The following is a 13,368-nucleotide window of genomic DNA, read 5'->3' as shown; positions in this document are numbered from 1 at the left end:
CTCGACAACCGCGCCGGAGCAACCTCAAGGCAGCACCTCTGGCCAGCTCTGACGAATAAGCAGTAGCGAAAAGTAGGGCTGTTCATCGGCGGGCACCTCGGCCGCCGGCGCCAGTAGCTGGTCGGGCCAGCCCACCCGCTGGGCAAACAAGGCCCCTGCCAACAGGTTGCGCTGCTCCAGCAGGGGCCGCACCCAGGCCCAGCGGTGGCCGAGCTTGAGCAGGGCCAGCACCGTGGCCGATGCCGCCGCCTCAGCCAGCAGCGCCTCGAGCTGGGCGGGATCGTCGGGCGTGGGGCGAATCAGCAGGGCGTCCTGCTGCAGGGCCAGCGGCCAGGGCAACCCCTGGGAGGAGGCAGCGGCGGCGGCGGCGGCCACCGCCGTGATGCCGGGGATCACCGCCACCGGACAGCTGGGATGGCGCTCCGCTAGGGCCAATAGGGCGTAGGAGGCGCTGGCATAGAGGGAGGCGTCCCCCTCGCACAGCAACACCACGGCCTGGCCAGCAGCCACTTCTGCGGCCAGGGCAGCGGCGGCGGCATGCCAGGCCTGGCGGCGCGGCTCCGCCTCGCTCACCATCGGAAACAGCAGCGGTAGGCGCCGTTGCTCGGGGCCCATCCAGGGGGCGGCGATCTGGGCCGCCATTCCCTCCGCCTCGAGCCGGGCCACCGGGTAGGCGACCACCGCCGCGGCCCCAATTGCCCGCACCGCCGCCACGGTAAGCAGCTGGGGATCACCGGGGCCAACGCCTACCACGGTGAGCCCTGCCACCGGCGCCAGGGCTTCCGGAAATTTTGCCGAAAACACGAGTGGCCTGCTGCTGCAGCCTTTCTAGGCTGGGAGGAGCCCGTGATCTAGCCCGATGACTCTTCTGCAGGTATTTGGCACCGGCCCAGCCGCATCAGCCTCGCCAAACCTCAGCAGCAGTGATCCGGCCGCAATCGCCGCCACCCTGGCACCAATGGGCATTGGCTTTGAGCGCTGGCAAGTCCAGGGCTGCTTGGCCCCGGAGGCCGATCCAGCCGCGATCCTGGCTAGTTACGCCAGCGAAATCGCTCGAGTGCAGGCCGGTGGGTCGTACCCCACGGTGGATGCGATTCGCCTCACACCAAACCATCCCGACCGCCAGGCCCTGCGCCAGAAGTTTCTGGCCGAGCACACCCACAGTGAAGATGAGGTGCGCTTTTTCGTAGAGGGCCGCGGCCTTTTCTGCCTGCACATCGGCGATGTGGTGCTGCAGCTGCTTTGTGAAGCGGGCGACTGGATTTCCGTGCCCGCTGGCACGAAGCACTGGTTTGACATGGGTCCAGAACCGCATTTCTGCGCCCTGCGCTTCTTCGACAACCCCGCAGGCTGGGTAGCCGAATTTACCGGCGATCAAATCGCCGACAACTACCCCCGCCTCGACGAATTAGGCGCTTAAAGTTTGAATTGAAGCTGAAAAGAAAAAGTTAGGATTTTCTCTCGAAATGACATTTCCGGCCAGCCATCTCGCCCTACTGAGCCCGAGAGGAACAAGGAAGCTGCCAGCCTGATCCGTCAAGTTGGCGATGACCTCAATTTCAGGCTGCGCCAGCTGCACGAGCAATTGTTAGAGCAGGTTCCTGACGTAGATCGCATCGCCTGCGCTCTCTACGAACCCAAAGTTTAGCGCAGCATTGAAGCTTACAACACCCTTATCAGCCTGACAATCTCAAACGAATTAAATTTAGTTCGCTCGATCACCACATCTGCTCAGGTTGCTCGCGAATTTGCCAACCTTCGCGGCCTTGAAACCGGCAATCAGCCACGACTTAAGCGATGAATACATTGAGCACCTTTATTTATTTGCGCCATTGCATGACGTTGGCAATCTCGATGGCGATTGCGTTCAAGCCCTGAAGTGTCATCTCCCGGAGGTCAACATAATCCGCGACCGGTTCAAAGACAGCTGAGCTAATGCTCCAGACTTAATCAAGCTGGAGAGGCTCTTGCGGCAGGGGCTCTAACTGCAGGGTCGAATGATCGATGCCCAGCTGGGCCAACTCAGCTTTTGCTCTATGCAGCAGGGCCATGTCGTCCACCTGCTGGGGATCGCGCAGGAGGTGCGCCGTCAGGGCCGTTTGGGAGGTGCTCATGCCCCAAATATGAATGTGATGCACCGCCGCAACCCCTGGTAGCTCGGCCAAGGTGCGTTCCACGGCATCTCGATCGATGCCTGGCGGGATCCCGTCGAGGCTCACCAGCACCGACTGACGCAGCAGGGTCCAGCCGGACCAGGCCACGGCCAAGCCCACGCCAATACCGGTGAAGGGATCAAGCCAGTGGATGCCGGTGAACTGAATCAACAGGGCGCTGACCAGCACCGCAGCACTCACCGCAGCATCGGTGAGCAGGTGCACCACCGCAGCTCGGCGGTTGAGATCGTGGCTGTGGTTGTGGCCAAACAAACGGGCCGAGCCCAGGTTCACCGCAATGCCCAACAGGGCCGCCACCGCCACCGGGCCAGGGGTTAGCTCCACCGGCTTGGCCAGTCTTTGCACGCCCTCAACGATCACAACGGCGGATGCCATCAAGATCAAGGCCGCGTTGATCATCGAAGCCAGCTGGGTGCTGCGGCCAAATCCGTAGGTGAATTGCCTGTTGGCGGGCAGGGCGCTGAGGCGCTCGGCCCCCCAGCCCAGCAGCAACCCCGCCACATCGCCGAGGTTGTGCAGGGCATCGCCGATCAGGGCCAAAGAGCCAAAGCCGATGCCAATGGCCAGCTGCAAAGCGGAGAGGCCGCTATTGAGCAGCACACTCCAGCGAAAGGCCGCCGGATTGCCATCTCTGTGTTCGTGCTGGATGTGGCGTGGCAGCCGCTGGCGGCCCACCGCTGGATGGCTCATAAACCGTTTGTAGATCGGGTGGGCGGTGCTGTCTGCCGAAGTCAGCTCACCAAATCAATCCCCACCGAGTGCATGCGCACCTGATCTGCGGCGGCGAGATCGCCTGTGAGGGCTGCGACTTCCGCCGCCGCCAGCTCCTGCAGCCGCTCCACCGTGGCCCCACGGCCGAAGCGCTCTTCGCAGAGCAGCCAGTAGAGGCCGAAATGGCGCGCTTCGCTGGCCAGCAGCTCTCCATACAGCTCTCGCAGCTCGGCATCGGGGCTATGGGCCGCCAGCAGGGCCATGCGCTCATGGCTGCGGGCCTCAATCAAGCCAGCCACCAAAAAGGAATCGAGCATGCGCTGGGGTTCGCCCTTGCGCACCTGGGCCGTGAGGGCCGAGCCGTAGGCCGGGGCCGGCAGGGAGCGCAGGGATGCGCCGCGCCGTTGCAGCAATTGCAGCACCTGCTCGAAATGCTCCAACTCCTCCCGTGCCAGGGGGCTAAGGGCGGCCGCCAAGCCGACCTCGCTGGGATAACGAAACATCAGCTGCAGGGCTACGCCGGCAGCCTTGCGCTCGCAGTGGGCGTGGTCAATCAACAGCAGCTCTGGCTGGGCAATTGCCTGCTCCAGCCAGGCGGGGCTGGAGGGGGCCGCCAACCACTTCACCCGGGCCATCAAGGCTGGGCTCGCAGGTGGGCCACCAGGCCCTCCAGGGCCAGGGTGTAACTGAGCGGCCCGAAGCCACAGATCACGCCCAGGGCCTTATCGGCCAGGGTGGAATGGTGCCGAAACGGCTCGCGGGCGTGGGTGTTGCTCAAGTGCAATTCCACGAAGGGAATCGCCACCCCCAGCAGGGCATCACGCAGGGCAATTGAGCTGTGGGTGTAAGCGCCGGCATTGATCAAAATGCCATCCACGCTGCCGCGGCCCTCGTGGATGCGATCCACCAGGGCGCCTTCATGGTTGCTTTGAAAGCAGCTGATAGCCGCCCCCAGGGCCTGGGCGCGACTCTCGAGCTCAGCGTTGACCTGATCAAGGGTCTGACTGCCATAAACACCCGGCTCGCGGGTGCCCAGCAGGTTGAGATTGGGACCGTGGAGAGCGAGCAGCTGCATGGAGAAGGTCGGCTGGTAAGTTCTTCGGGTGTGGTTCGGGTCGGTGCCCGAGTGGTTAATGGGGGCGGACTGTAAATCCGCTGGCTCTGCCTACGTTGGTTCAAATCCAACCCGGCCCACCTTCCACATGCCCTTGTAGCTCAGTGGTAGAGCACTCCCTTGGTAAGGGAGAGGTCACGAGTTCAAATCTCGTCAAGGGCTTACAAAAAGAGGGGCTGGCACCGCCCCTCAAGCACAGTGGTATACCGGCACCATTTGGGTGACCCTTCGCTGCCTGATCGTGGAAGACCAGGTCATGGTCCTGCAGCTGCTTTGCAAGATGCTGCAGGCGCTGGCCTGGCTCTGAGCAACCGAAGCCTCAAGCAATTTGCCAGCTTGGGCTGACACGCGGCCTGCCCCTTGACCTCCGCCCCAAGCGCCACCCCGCTCCTGGCCACGCCGATCACGGCAATGCGGGCAGCCGTCAGCACGGGGCTCACCCGCAGCCTGGCCTGGCGGCTGGAGCAGCTAGATCGCCTGGAAGGCCTGCTGCACGATCAGGAGGCGGCAGTGCTCGAAGCCTTGGCGGCCGACCTAGGCAAACCGCCCCTCGAGGCCACCTTTGAGCTGATAGCGGTGCGTCAGGAGCTGACCCTCACCCGGCGTCAGCTGAAGCGCTGGATGGCACCGCGGCCGATTGGGCTGGATCTGGCCCTGCGGCCCGGCCAGGCCTGGGTGCAAACCGAACCTCTGGGCTGCGTGTTGATCATCGGCCCCTGGAACTACCCATTCCATCTCTGCCTGCGCCCGCTGGTGAGCGCCCTTGCGGCTGGCAACACGGCCGTGATCAAACCCTCAGAGCATGCGCCCCACATCTCCGCACTCCTGGCCCGCTGCCTACCCCTGGCCTTTCCTGCCGAAGTGGTGCAGGTGGTCACTGGCGATGGGGCCGTGGCAGCCGAGCTGCTGGAGCAGAAGTTTGACCACATCCTTTTCACCGGGGGCGGCCGGGTCGGCCGGCTGGTGATGGCCGCCGCCGCCCGCCATCTCACCCCCGTGACCCTGGAGCTGGGCGGCAAGAGTCCGGCGATCGTGCTTGCCGATGCCAACATCGCCACCAGCGCAAAGCGCCTGGCCTGGGGCAAGGGTCTCAATGCTGGTCAAACCTGCATCGCGCCCGACCACCTGCTGGTGCAACCAGCCGTGCGGGAAGCGCTAGTTGCAGCTATCGCTGCCGAATGGCAGCGCTTCTACGGCAGCGATCCCCTCGCCAGCGAGGACATGGGCTCCATCGTCAATGAAGCCCAGTTCCAGCGACTGGAGGCCCTGCTGGCGGGAGCCCGCAGCCGCGGCCAGGTGCTGGCTGGGGGGCGCAACGATCCCAGTCGCCGGCGCATCGAACCCACCTTGGTAGCGATCGAATCCGGCGACGATCCGCTGATGCAGGAGGAGCTGTTTGGCCCAATCCTGCCCGTGCTGGCAGTAGCCAACCTGGAAGCGGCCCTGGCCGAGGTGAGAGCAAGGCCCAAGCCCCTTGCTCTCTATTTATTTAGCCACGATCGAGCCGCCCAGCAGCGCACCCTGGACACCACCAGCTCGGGTGGCGTCTGCTTCAACGATGTAGTGATGCAGGCGGGTGCGGCGGCCCTGCCCTTAGGCGGCGTCGGCGAAAGCGGCATGGGCAGCTACCACGGCGAGGCTGGCTTTCTAACCTTTTCGCACCGGCGCACGGTGCTGAGGCGCCCCTTCTGGCTGGATCTGCCCTTCCGCTACCCCCCCTATGCGGGCAAGTTGGCCCTGGTGAAGCGGCTGCTGGGCTAACTGGGGCACGGCGACGGGGGGGGGCGAAGGCAGGGCGATCAGAAGCTTTGATGCCCCGAAAGCGATCCGGGGACTGGATGGGACGAGGCAACGCCCTTAACGTTCCCGTACCTACACGTGGTGCCGATGCGTCGCTCCCTTGCCGCCCTGGCCCTAGCGATGGTGTTGCCCTTCCCGGGTCTGGCCCCTGCGGCAGCCCTGGCAAACGTGGTGGTAAAGCCAGGCGAAACCCTCTCGGAAATTGCCGACCGCCACGGCGTCAGCCTCACCCGACTGATGCAGGCCAATGGCATCACCAACCCCAACCTTGTGGTGGCGGGCCAGAGCTTGCGGCTGCCAGGCAGTAGCGCCGCTGGCGCTGGGAGCTCCAGCGGCGCCAGTGTCACCGTCCAGCCCGGAGATACCCTCTCCGACATCGCCGATCGCCAGGGGATCAGCCTCAACCAGTTGATGCAGGCCAACGGCATCACCAACCCCGACATGGTGGTAGCAGGCCAAAAGCTGGTGCTACCTGGATCTCGCCGGGCAACTGCGGCCGCCGCTCCCCGCGAGCTGCCCACCGCCCCTTACACGGTGAAAAGCGGTGAAACCATCTCAGAAATCGCCGATCGCTTTGGCACGAGCACTGAGCGCCTGATTCAGTTAAACGGGATCAGCAATCCAAATCTGGTGGTGGCGGGAACACGCCTGGCTATCCCTGGGCGTCCGTCCTCATCGGCCGCCCCCCGCAGCACAGCGGCCCCGCGCAACGCCAAGGAACACGTGGTGCGCAGCGGTGAGAGTCTCTCCACCATCGCCGACAGCTATGGGCTGCCGGTTGAGCGGCTGGTTGCCATCAACAAAATCGATGACCCCGATCTGGTGATGTCCGGCGCCCGCCTGAAACTGCAGGCCCCGCCTCCGGTGAAGGCCACTCCAAAGCCAGCCACTCCAAAGCCCGCCGCCGCCCAAGCCAAACCGCAGACCAAACCCAATCCCAAGCCGGTGGCAACTGCAACTGCAACTCCAACTGCAGTGGCAACGGCAACGCCAGTAACAACACCAGTGGCAGTGAAAACGCAAGCACCCACATCCACTCCCCGGCCCACACCCACCGTTCAGCAGCCCATACAACAGGCCATACAAAAACCTGTTCAACAAGCTGTTCAACAGCCAATGCAAAAGGCTGCTGAGAGGGCTGTACAACCCGCAGTACAACCAGTCGTACAAGCGGCGGTCCAGCCGAAAATCCAACCCACTCCGAAGCCCTCCCCAGTCGTTGCCACGCCGATCGCCAAAGCCTCAACCACTTCGACTACCGCAACCACCTCCCCCGCCAGCCGGCCGAGCACTGGCAGCAAGCCCAGCAGCAGCAAGCCTCAGGGTCCCGACTGGCGCAGCTATGGCCCACTGCAAGTGGACTGGGCCAACTGGCAGCCCATGGGGGGCAGTTTTGTAGCCCCAACCCTCAATAGCGATGGCAAGCCCGTTTATTTGGCGGTCAACTGCGGAGCCCGCAAGCTCAATGCCACCAGCCAATCAGGCCAATGGAAAAGCTGGGATGCACCCCAGAGCGACTTTGAGGAGCAGCTAATCAGCGATATCTGCAAAGCCCGGGCCAGCTAATCCAACCGGCTAGCCAAGCACCACCAATCAGGCTGCCCACTCAGGCAGCCCAGTGAAGTGGCCAGGGCTGGCGCACGTAGCGCCGGCCCGAAGCGCGCAGATAGAGACGCTGGGCGCCGTCATCGCTTTCGCTGAGCAATTCCTCCTGGGCCAGCCGCCGCAGCAGCCACCCCCAGCTCGCTTCTTGCTGCTGTCGCTGCTCAACCGACACTCCGGATGCGAGCTCCTCAGCCAGGTTGCGTAGATCGCGGCCGGGACGAAGCTCCAGCACCTCCAGCGCCTGGTGCGCCTCAACAGACCAATCCCGGCTTTCACGGGGACTACGGCAGTTATCGCAACGGCCGCAGGCAGCCGCCAGTTCCCCTACGGCCAGCAGCAGCGCCTGCTCCCGGCAGCCCTCGCCCTCCGCCACCGCTTCCATCCGCCGCAATTGTTGCTGGGCCAGCTCCAGCCGTTGCTGGTCCTGCTGGCGCTGGGCCCCCACGCCCCGAATTGCCCAGCCCAAGCTGGTGCGATCAGCCGGGTCGTAGAGCACCAGACAGCGCGCCAGTTCCCCATCCCGGCCGGCCCGGCCCGATTCCTGCAGATAACCCTCCGGACTGGCCGGCAGGTCCAGGTGCAGCACTAGTCCCACATCCGATCGGTCCACTCCCATGCCGAAGGCCACGGTGGCCACCAGCACCGGCCGCGGCTGCAGCTGGAAATGCTCCAGGGCCAGCTGGCGGCTTTCGGGGTCCATGCCGGCGTGATAGGCGATCGCCTCCACCCCGACCCCTGTCAAGCGAGCCGCCCATTGCTCCACCGAGCGGCGGGTGCGCGCATAAATCAGAACGGCGCCCCGGGATGCCCCCAGCTCCGCCAGCACCAGGGGCAGGGGATCGGGCGGGCGCACCTGCATGCCGTACACCAGGTTGGTGCGGCGGGCCGAACGCACCTGGATCAGCGGTCGCCGCAGCTGCAGCAGGCGAATGATGTCGGCCCGCACCTGGGGGGCTGCGGTGGCGCTGAGCGCCACTAGGGGCACCCCGGGGCACTGAGCCCGCAATTGACCTAGGCGGCGGTAGTCGGGGCGGAAATCATGGCCCCAGGCGCTGATGCAGTGGGCCTCGTCAACCGCAAGCGCCACCAGCTGGCCGCTCTCCAGAACGTCGTCGAGCAGCTGGCGGGTGGCTTCCCCCTGCAGCCGCTCCGGGGCCAGATAAAGCAGCCGCAGCCTGTGATCGCGCAGCCGCTGCAGCAGCTGGCGCCGCTCCGGCAAGGCCAGGCCGCCATGCAGGCAGGCGGCAGGGATGCCTCGGCGTTGCAACTGGCTTACCTGGTCCTGCATCAGGGCAACCAGGGGGGAAATCACCAGCACCAGCCCACCACGCACCAAGGCGGGCAGCTGATAGCAAAGCGACTTGCCACCGCCAGTGGGTAGCACCGCCAGGCAGTCCTGGCCGGCCAGCAGGGCCTCCACCACCGGCCTCTGACCGGGACGGAACTCGGACCAGCCGAAATGGCGCTCCAGGGCCAGCGCCAGGGGATCAGCGGGGCCAGAAGGCAATTGGGCCCTACCCGTAGTGCTCACTGACCATAGCGACCACCAGATGCGGTGCTACGGGCCGGTCTTGGCAGGGGTGGTCATGGCCGGGCCGGTCATGGCAGAGGTGGTCATGGCAGGGGTGGTGGCGGTAGCTGCTCCGGTGACTCCTCCACTAGTTGCAAGCGCACCCGCTTGCCCCCCGCCAACTCCCCCAGGGACACCCGCAGGGTGCTGCCGCTGAGCGACTGCAAGGCAGTGAGCAGTTCGCGCAGGTGGGGCGTGCTGCTGCCGCTCTCCACCCAGAGGCGCTCCTGCAGGCCCCCGAGCCGCCGCCAGCTGGTGTGCAGCTTCAGCACGGCACTCTCCAGGGCCTGGGCCTGGCCCACCGCATCGGCCAGCAAGCCCAGGGCATCGAGTCGTTGAGCCTCCTGCAGCGCCTTCTCGAAATCCAGCTCCCCCTGCTGAAAAGCCCGCACCGCCAGAGCTGCCTCCGCCGCCTTGCTCAACCAGCGGGCCGTGCAGGTCACCTCCTTGACTCGCTCCAGCTCCGGCTCCTCGCGCAACACCTTGCGCAGGTCCTCCTGCTGGTCTTCTGGCAACTTGGCCAGCTCCTTCACCAGGGGAGCCACAGCCCGCGGTGGCAGGAGATTGTCAGCTGTGCGCTGGCGGATCTCCTCGGGCAAAAGGGGGCTGGTGGCGGCTGTGAACTCATCACTAAGACGGCGCACTTGCTTGCGGGTGATCTGCTGACCCTCATTGGCCGCCTCGCTGATCATCTGCTGCACCTCCGGGTCGGCCTGGGCAGTCTCCAGAAAGGCCCGCTTCGAAAAGTTGTTGACGCTGGTTTCCTCAAGCAGGCCGCCACCAACCAAGCTTTCAGCCGACTCAGCCAGCTGGATCAAGGTGTAGGCCCGGGTCTTGCTGATTTCCCGCTCCCGCAGCCACTGCAGAAAGCCCGTGCCTCGCCCTTCGCCGCCGCGCTTCTCCCGGTCCCGCACCGCCGCCAAAATCCGCCCGCGCCAGATTTCGGTCTGCAGGTCAAAGCGGTCGCACACGGCCCAGGCTTCTTCAAGCCTGGCCAGAAATTCCATCGTGCTGATGGTGTCGCTTTCGGGGTCGGGCAGCTCGAGGTTGAGCACCGGCGGCGCCGGGACCTCCATCGGGTCCATGGCCATGGGAAAGGACGGGCTGCTGTGCTGTCGATGGTGCCATGGGCAGCCAACGTCTCACCAAGGGCGACGAATCGTGACGCCCTTGGTGAAGCCCACCTCCTGCACGGGTATCTTCGCTTTGGCAGCCAACCGATCTAAAGCGCAGCGATGGCAATCTCCCGCGGCGACAAAGTGCGCATCAAGCGCCCCGAGTCTTACTGGTTCAACGAAGTCGGCACCGTCGCTTCGATCGACACTTCCGGCATCCGCTACCCCGTGGTGGTTCGCTTTGAGAAGGTGAACTACAACGGCTACAGCGGCTCTGAAGGCGGCATCAACACCAACAACTTCGCCGAGAGCGAACTCCAAAAGGCCTGAACCGCATCAGCCTCTTGGGATCAAAGTTGCAGGACGATTCCCAGGCCTCTCTAAAGCCCGTACAACTTTTGGTTGCACGGGCATTTTGCTGGGCAAGGGCCTAAGGCAATGCCGGAATTACCTGAAGTTGAAACCGTGCGGAGGGGTCTCGAGCAGCAGACCCAAGGCTTTGAGATCAGCAGGGTTGAGGTACACCGGGCTAGGGCCATAGCCAGCCCGGTCAACCCTGCTGCATTCGCTGCGGCTTTGTGCGGTTGCCGAGTTGGCACCTGGTCTCGACGTGGCAAATATCTGATGAGCGAGCTCAGTCGAGGGGGGGAGGAGGCTGGCAGCTGGGGCGTGCATTTGCGCATGACGGGCCAATTCCTTTGGCTGGAAACCCCGAAACCGGCCTGCTCCCACACCCGAGTGCAACTATTTGCTGCCGGCAATCAGGAACTGCGGTTCGTAGACACCCGCAGCTTCGGCCAGATGTGGTGGGTTCCTCCCGGCGAACCGTTGGACTCGGTAATAACGGGCCTGGGGCGGCTGGGCCCCGAGCCCTTCAGCCCAGCCTTCAACGCGGCCTACCTTGCCGAGCGGCTGCGGGGCTCGAGGCGGCCAATCAAAAATGCCCTGCTGGATCAGGCGCTTGTCGCGGGGGTGGGCAACATCTACGCCGATGAGTCCCTGTTTGCTGCAGGTATTCGACCCGCCACCAGCAGCGGCAGCCTTGGCGTCTCGCAGCTGGAGCGCCTCCGCCAGGCGCTGGTGGAGGTGCTTGAAACCAGCATCGGCGCCGGCGGCACAACCTTCAGTGACTTCCGCGACCTCAAGGGCAACAACGGCAATTACGGGGGCGTGGCCTGGGTCTACAGGCGTGGTGGCGAACCCTGCCGCCGCTGCCACACCCCCATTCAACGCGAGAAACTCGGCGGGCGGAGCAGCCACTGGTGCCCGAGCTGCCAGCATTGAACCAACCGCAAGCTTGCGTGGAAACCGCCGCATCACAAACTGCCGAGTTAGCGCAACAGCTCAGCGCAACGATGGCCGCAATTCATCGCCGCGGTTGGTGCGATGGCACAGGAGGCAACTTCAGCTGCGTTCTGCGGTGGCAGCCGCTGGAGCTGCTGATGGCTCCTAGTGGGGTGGATAAGGGCAGCGTTGCCCCGGAGCAGCTGATCGTGGTGGATGCTGCTGGGGCGGTGCTGAAAGGCACCGGGCGGGCCAGCGCCGAAACCGCCCTGCACCTAGCCCTTGTGGAGACCTGTGGAGCCGGTGCGGTGCTGCACACCCATTCTCAAGCCGGCACCCTGCTGTCCCAGCACTACGCACCCACCAAAGCAGGGGCTGCCTTCCTTGTGCTGCAAGACCTGGAGATGCTTAAAGGACTTGAAGGAGTCGCCACCCATGCCACCAACGTCTCAATTCCAGTACTGGGTAACGATCAGGATCTGGAACGACTGCGCGGCAACGCGGAACCGCACCTTGCGGCAGCGCCCTATGGGCTACTGATAGCGGGCCATGGCCTCTATGCCTGGGGCAAAGATCTGACAACAGCTCGAAGACATCTCGAGATTCTGGAGTTTCTGCTGGAGCAACACTGGCGCCAACTATTGCTTCAGGGGCTAAGCGGCAGGCAGCACGGCAGGGCAGTTGTGCAACGGCATGGCGTGAGCCATGTGTTGCTTGACATTGAGGGCACTACCTGTCCGGTGAGCTTTGTATCGGACACCCTTTTCCCCTATGCGGCTGAGCATCTCGGCAGCTTTTTGAACGAGCAACAAAAGGAACCGCAGGTTCAAGAGTTGCTAGAAGAAGTAGAAAAAGCCTGGGCGGAAGATCCAGACCCCGAAGCTCAGTCAATGCGGCAACAGGGCCAATCAGAGGGGAAGGACGGTGTTTTGAATTACCTGCGTTGGCTGATCAAGATGGATCGCAAGCTCGCGCCACTCAAAGAGCTGCAGGGGATGATCTGGGAAATTGGCTATCAGAGCGGCAAACTGCAGGGCCCGCTGTTTGAAGATGTACCAGGCGCCCTGCGGCAGTGGCATGCAGCAGGACTGCAATTGGCGGTCTATTCATCTGGATCAGTTGGAGCCCAACAGCTGATTTACAGATACAGCAGTGGTGGAGATCTAAGGGAGTTGTTTGGGAACTGGTTTGACACCCGCGTGGGCAGCAAGCGTGATCAAAGCAGCTACAGAAAGATTGCCGAGTCGCTTGATGTTGCCAGCCACCAAATATTGTTCATAAGCGACGCCCTGGCCGAATGCGAGGCGGCGGCTGCGAGCGGCATGCAGGTGCTGCTAAGCATCCGCCCAGGCAATCCGGCACAAGCGGTGAGTCGATTTGAGAGGATCAGCTCATTCCAAGACCTGGAGCTAAACCCATGAACCAAGACGATAAGGAAATTGATGCCAAAGCTGGGGCACCGCAGACAAACGAGCAACAGTTGATCTGCCTCAACCAAAACCTGCTTGAAAGCGTAGTAAGCGGTGATTGGCTGACCTATTCGAGCCATTGCAGCTTGGATCTCACCTGTTTCGAAGCAGAGACAAATGGAATCCTCGCAGAGGGACTTGCCTTCCATCAATTCTATTTCGACCTACCAGCAGCACCACTAAACAGCCCTCCAGCTCCAATACAAGTGAGCATGGCAAGACCACACATTCGCTGGATCAGTCCCGACGCTGCCGTATTGAGCTACACCCGTCTCACTCAGAAGATGGTCGACGGAGCAGCGGTTACGGCTAGCTGCTGCGAGACCCGTGTTTGGCAGAGAATAGATGGCACCTGGAAACATGTCCACGTGCATCGTTCCTGAAAATCATGTTTAGTCACCAAACCCCACCAAGAAGCTTAACCAACAAAAAAGCCACCCCTTCGGGTGGCTTTTGAGTAAACTGCTCTATCCTCTATCAAGAAGATGGAACAATTTTTTAGGATGAATGTTTTACCTGGCATCGA

The 13,368-nt window shown here is 63.4% G+C and carries 13 protein-coding genes and 2 tRNA genes; 9 read left to right on the top strand and 6 right to left on the bottom strand.

Going from position 1 to position 13,368, the window contains the following annotated elements:
• Positions 1 to 24 precede the first annotated feature (24 nt).
• Positions 25 to 804: a precorrin-2 C(20)-methyltransferase gene (gene cobI / locus KBY99_RS00080; RefSeq protein ID WP_254996608.1), complete on the bottom strand. Its 780-nt coding sequence runs from the start codon at positions 802 to 804 to the stop codon at positions 25 to 27.
• A gap of 55 nt (positions 805 to 859) precedes the next feature.
• Between cobI and KBY99_RS00075 the strand changes: the two genes are divergently transcribed.
• Entirely contained in the window at positions 860 to 1,420 is a 561-nt protein-coding gene (locus KBY99_RS00075; protein WP_254996607.1) for a 1,2-dihydroxy-3-keto-5-methylthiopentene dioxygenase, read from the top strand.
• A gap of 526 nt (positions 1,421 to 1,946) precedes the next feature.
• Here the strand turns inward: KBY99_RS00075 and KBY99_RS00070 are convergent.
• From KBY99_RS00070 to aroQ, 3 genes are read right to left on the bottom strand one after another with little or no spacing between them, the layout of a single operon-like run.
• Entirely contained in the window at positions 1,947 to 2,864 is a 918-nt protein-coding gene (locus tag KBY99_RS00070; RefSeq protein ID WP_254996606.1) for a cation diffusion facilitator family transporter, read from the bottom strand.
• 41 nt (positions 2,865 to 2,905) lie between these two features.
• Positions 2,906 to 3,520: a tRNA-(ms[2]io[6]A)-hydroxylase gene (locus KBY99_RS00065; RefSeq protein ID WP_106502003.1), complete on the bottom strand. Its 615-nt coding sequence runs from the start codon at positions 3,518 to 3,520 to the stop codon at positions 2,906 to 2,908.
• Positions 3,520 to 3,960 carry a type II 3-dehydroquinate dehydratase gene (gene aroQ / locus KBY99_RS00060; RefSeq protein WP_106502002.1) on the bottom strand — a complete coding sequence of 147 codons (441 nt, stop codon included), beginning with the start codon at positions 3,958 to 3,960 and terminating at the stop codon, positions 3,520 to 3,522. The genes KBY99_RS00065 and aroQ overlap by 1 nt, the downstream gene beginning before the upstream one ends.
• Before the next feature lie 37 nt (positions 3,961 to 3,997).
• Here aroQ and KBY99_RS00055 point away from each other — a divergent pair.
• The 4 genes from KBY99_RS00055 to KBY99_RS00040 all read left to right on the top strand — a co-directional run bounded on the left by KBY99_RS00055 (position 3,998) and on the right by KBY99_RS00040 (position 7,365).
• Positions 3,998 to 4,079, top strand: a tRNA-Tyr gene (locus tag KBY99_RS00055).
• Between the two features lie 10 nt (positions 4,080 to 4,089).
• Positions 4,090 to 4,161, top strand: a tRNA-Thr gene (locus tag KBY99_RS00050).
• Positions 4,162 to 4,410: 249 nt separating this feature from the next.
• On the top strand, positions 4,411 to 5,760 hold the full coding sequence (locus KBY99_RS00045) for an aldehyde dehydrogenase family protein (RefSeq protein WP_254996936.1): 1,350 nt from the start codon (positions 4,411 to 4,413) through the stop codon (positions 5,758 to 5,760).
• A 126-nt stretch (positions 5,761 to 5,886) separates the two neighbouring features.
• Positions 5,887 to 7,365, top strand: a complete 1,479-nt coding sequence (locus KBY99_RS00040) for a LysM peptidoglycan-binding domain-containing protein (RefSeq protein ID WP_254996605.1) — start codon at positions 5,887 to 5,889, stop codon at positions 7,363 to 7,365.
• Positions 7,366 to 7,405: 40 nt separating this feature from the next.
• Here the strand turns inward: KBY99_RS00040 and KBY99_RS00035 are convergent, their stop codons facing one another.
• Positions 7,406 to 8,911 carry a RecQ family ATP-dependent DNA helicase gene (locus KBY99_RS00035; protein ID WP_254996604.1) on the bottom strand — a complete coding sequence of 502 codons (1,506 nt, stop codon included), beginning with the start codon at positions 8,909 to 8,911 and terminating at the stop codon, positions 7,406 to 7,408.
• Between the two features lie 107 nt (positions 8,912 to 9,018).
• Positions 9,019 to 10,059, bottom strand: a complete 1,041-nt coding sequence (locus KBY99_RS00030) for a hypothetical protein (RefSeq protein ID WP_254942585.1) — start codon at positions 10,057 to 10,059, stop codon at positions 9,019 to 9,021.
• 150 nt (positions 10,060 to 10,209) lie between these two features.
• Between KBY99_RS00030 and KBY99_RS00025 the strand changes: the two genes are divergently transcribed.
• From KBY99_RS00025 to KBY99_RS00005, 4 genes are all read left to right on the top strand, one after another.
• The gene (locus KBY99_RS00025) at positions 10,210 to 10,419 is read left to right on the top strand and encodes a photosystem I reaction center subunit IV (RefSeq protein WP_106502000.1); all 210 of its coding nucleotides are present in this window, start codon (positions 10,210 to 10,212) and stop codon (positions 10,417 to 10,419) included.
• Positions 10,420 to 10,527: 108 nt separating this feature from the next.
• Positions 10,528 to 11,373 carry a DNA-formamidopyrimidine glycosylase gene (locus tag KBY99_RS00020; RefSeq protein ID WP_254996603.1) on the top strand — a complete coding sequence of 282 codons (846 nt, stop codon included), beginning with the start codon at positions 10,528 to 10,530 and terminating at the stop codon, positions 11,371 to 11,373.
• On the top strand, positions 11,352 to 12,794 hold the full coding sequence (gene mtnC, locus KBY99_RS14850; protein ID WP_315857915.1) for an acireductone synthase: 1,443 nt from the start codon (positions 11,352 to 11,354) through the stop codon (positions 12,792 to 12,794). The genes KBY99_RS00020 and mtnC overlap by 22 nt, the downstream gene beginning before the upstream one ends.
• The gene (locus tag KBY99_RS00005) at positions 12,791 to 13,225 is read left to right on the top strand and encodes a DUF4440 domain-containing protein (RefSeq protein WP_254996602.1); all 435 of its coding nucleotides are present in this window, start codon (positions 12,791 to 12,793) and stop codon (positions 13,223 to 13,225) included. Before mtnC ends, KBY99_RS00005 begins: the two co-directional genes overlap by 4 nt.
• The last annotated feature ends 143 nt before the right edge of the window (positions 13,226 to 13,368 follow it).

It is taken from the genome of Cyanobium sp. Maggiore-St4-Cus (assembly GCF_024345615.1).
Taxonomy (GTDB): Bacteria; Cyanobacteriota; Cyanobacteriia; order PCC-6307; family Cyanobiaceae; genus Cyanobium_A; species Cyanobium_A usitatum.
The sequence above is the reverse complement of the archived record's forward strand: the minus strand, read 5'-3'. Positions and strand labels throughout refer to the sequence as shown.

Bases quoted from the DNA above. Each gene is read 5' to 3' on its own strand.
- aroQ (WP_106502002.1), bottom strand. From the start codon at position 3,960: ATGCAGCTGCTCGCTCTCCACGGTCCCAATCTCAACCTGCTGGGCACC.
- KBY99_RS00075 (WP_254996607.1), top strand. From the start codon at position 860: ATGACTCTTCTGCAGGTATTTGGCACCGGCCCAGCCGCATCAGCCTCG.
- KBY99_RS00020 (WP_254996603.1), top strand. From the start codon at position 10,528: ATGCCGGAATTACCTGAAGTTGAAACCGTGCGGAGGGGTCTCGAGCAG.
- KBY99_RS00070 (WP_254996606.1), bottom strand. From the start codon at position 2,864: ATGAGCCATCCAGCGGTGGGCCGCCAGCGGCTGCCACGCCACATCCAG.
- KBY99_RS00065 (WP_106502003.1), bottom strand. From the start codon at position 3,520: ATGGCCCGGGTGAAGTGGTTGGCGGCCCCCTCCAGCCCCGCCTGGCTG.
- KBY99_RS00005 (WP_254996602.1), top strand. From the start codon at position 12,791: ATGAACCAAGACGATAAGGAAATTGATGCCAAAGCTGGGGCACCGCAG.
- KBY99_RS00040 (WP_254996605.1), top strand. From the start codon at position 5,887: ATGCGTCGCTCCCTTGCCGCCCTGGCCCTAGCGATGGTGTTGCCCTTC.
- KBY99_RS00025 (WP_106502000.1), top strand. From the start codon at position 10,210: ATGGCAATCTCCCGCGGCGACAAAGTGCGCATCAAGCGCCCCGAGTCT.
- KBY99_RS00030 (WP_254942585.1), bottom strand. From the start codon at position 10,059: ATGGACCCGATGGAGGTCCCGGCGCCGCCGGTGCTCAACCTCGAGCTG.
- KBY99_RS00045 (WP_254996936.1), top strand. From the start codon at position 4,411: ATGCGGGCAGCCGTCAGCACGGGGCTCACCCGCAGCCTGGCCTGGCGG.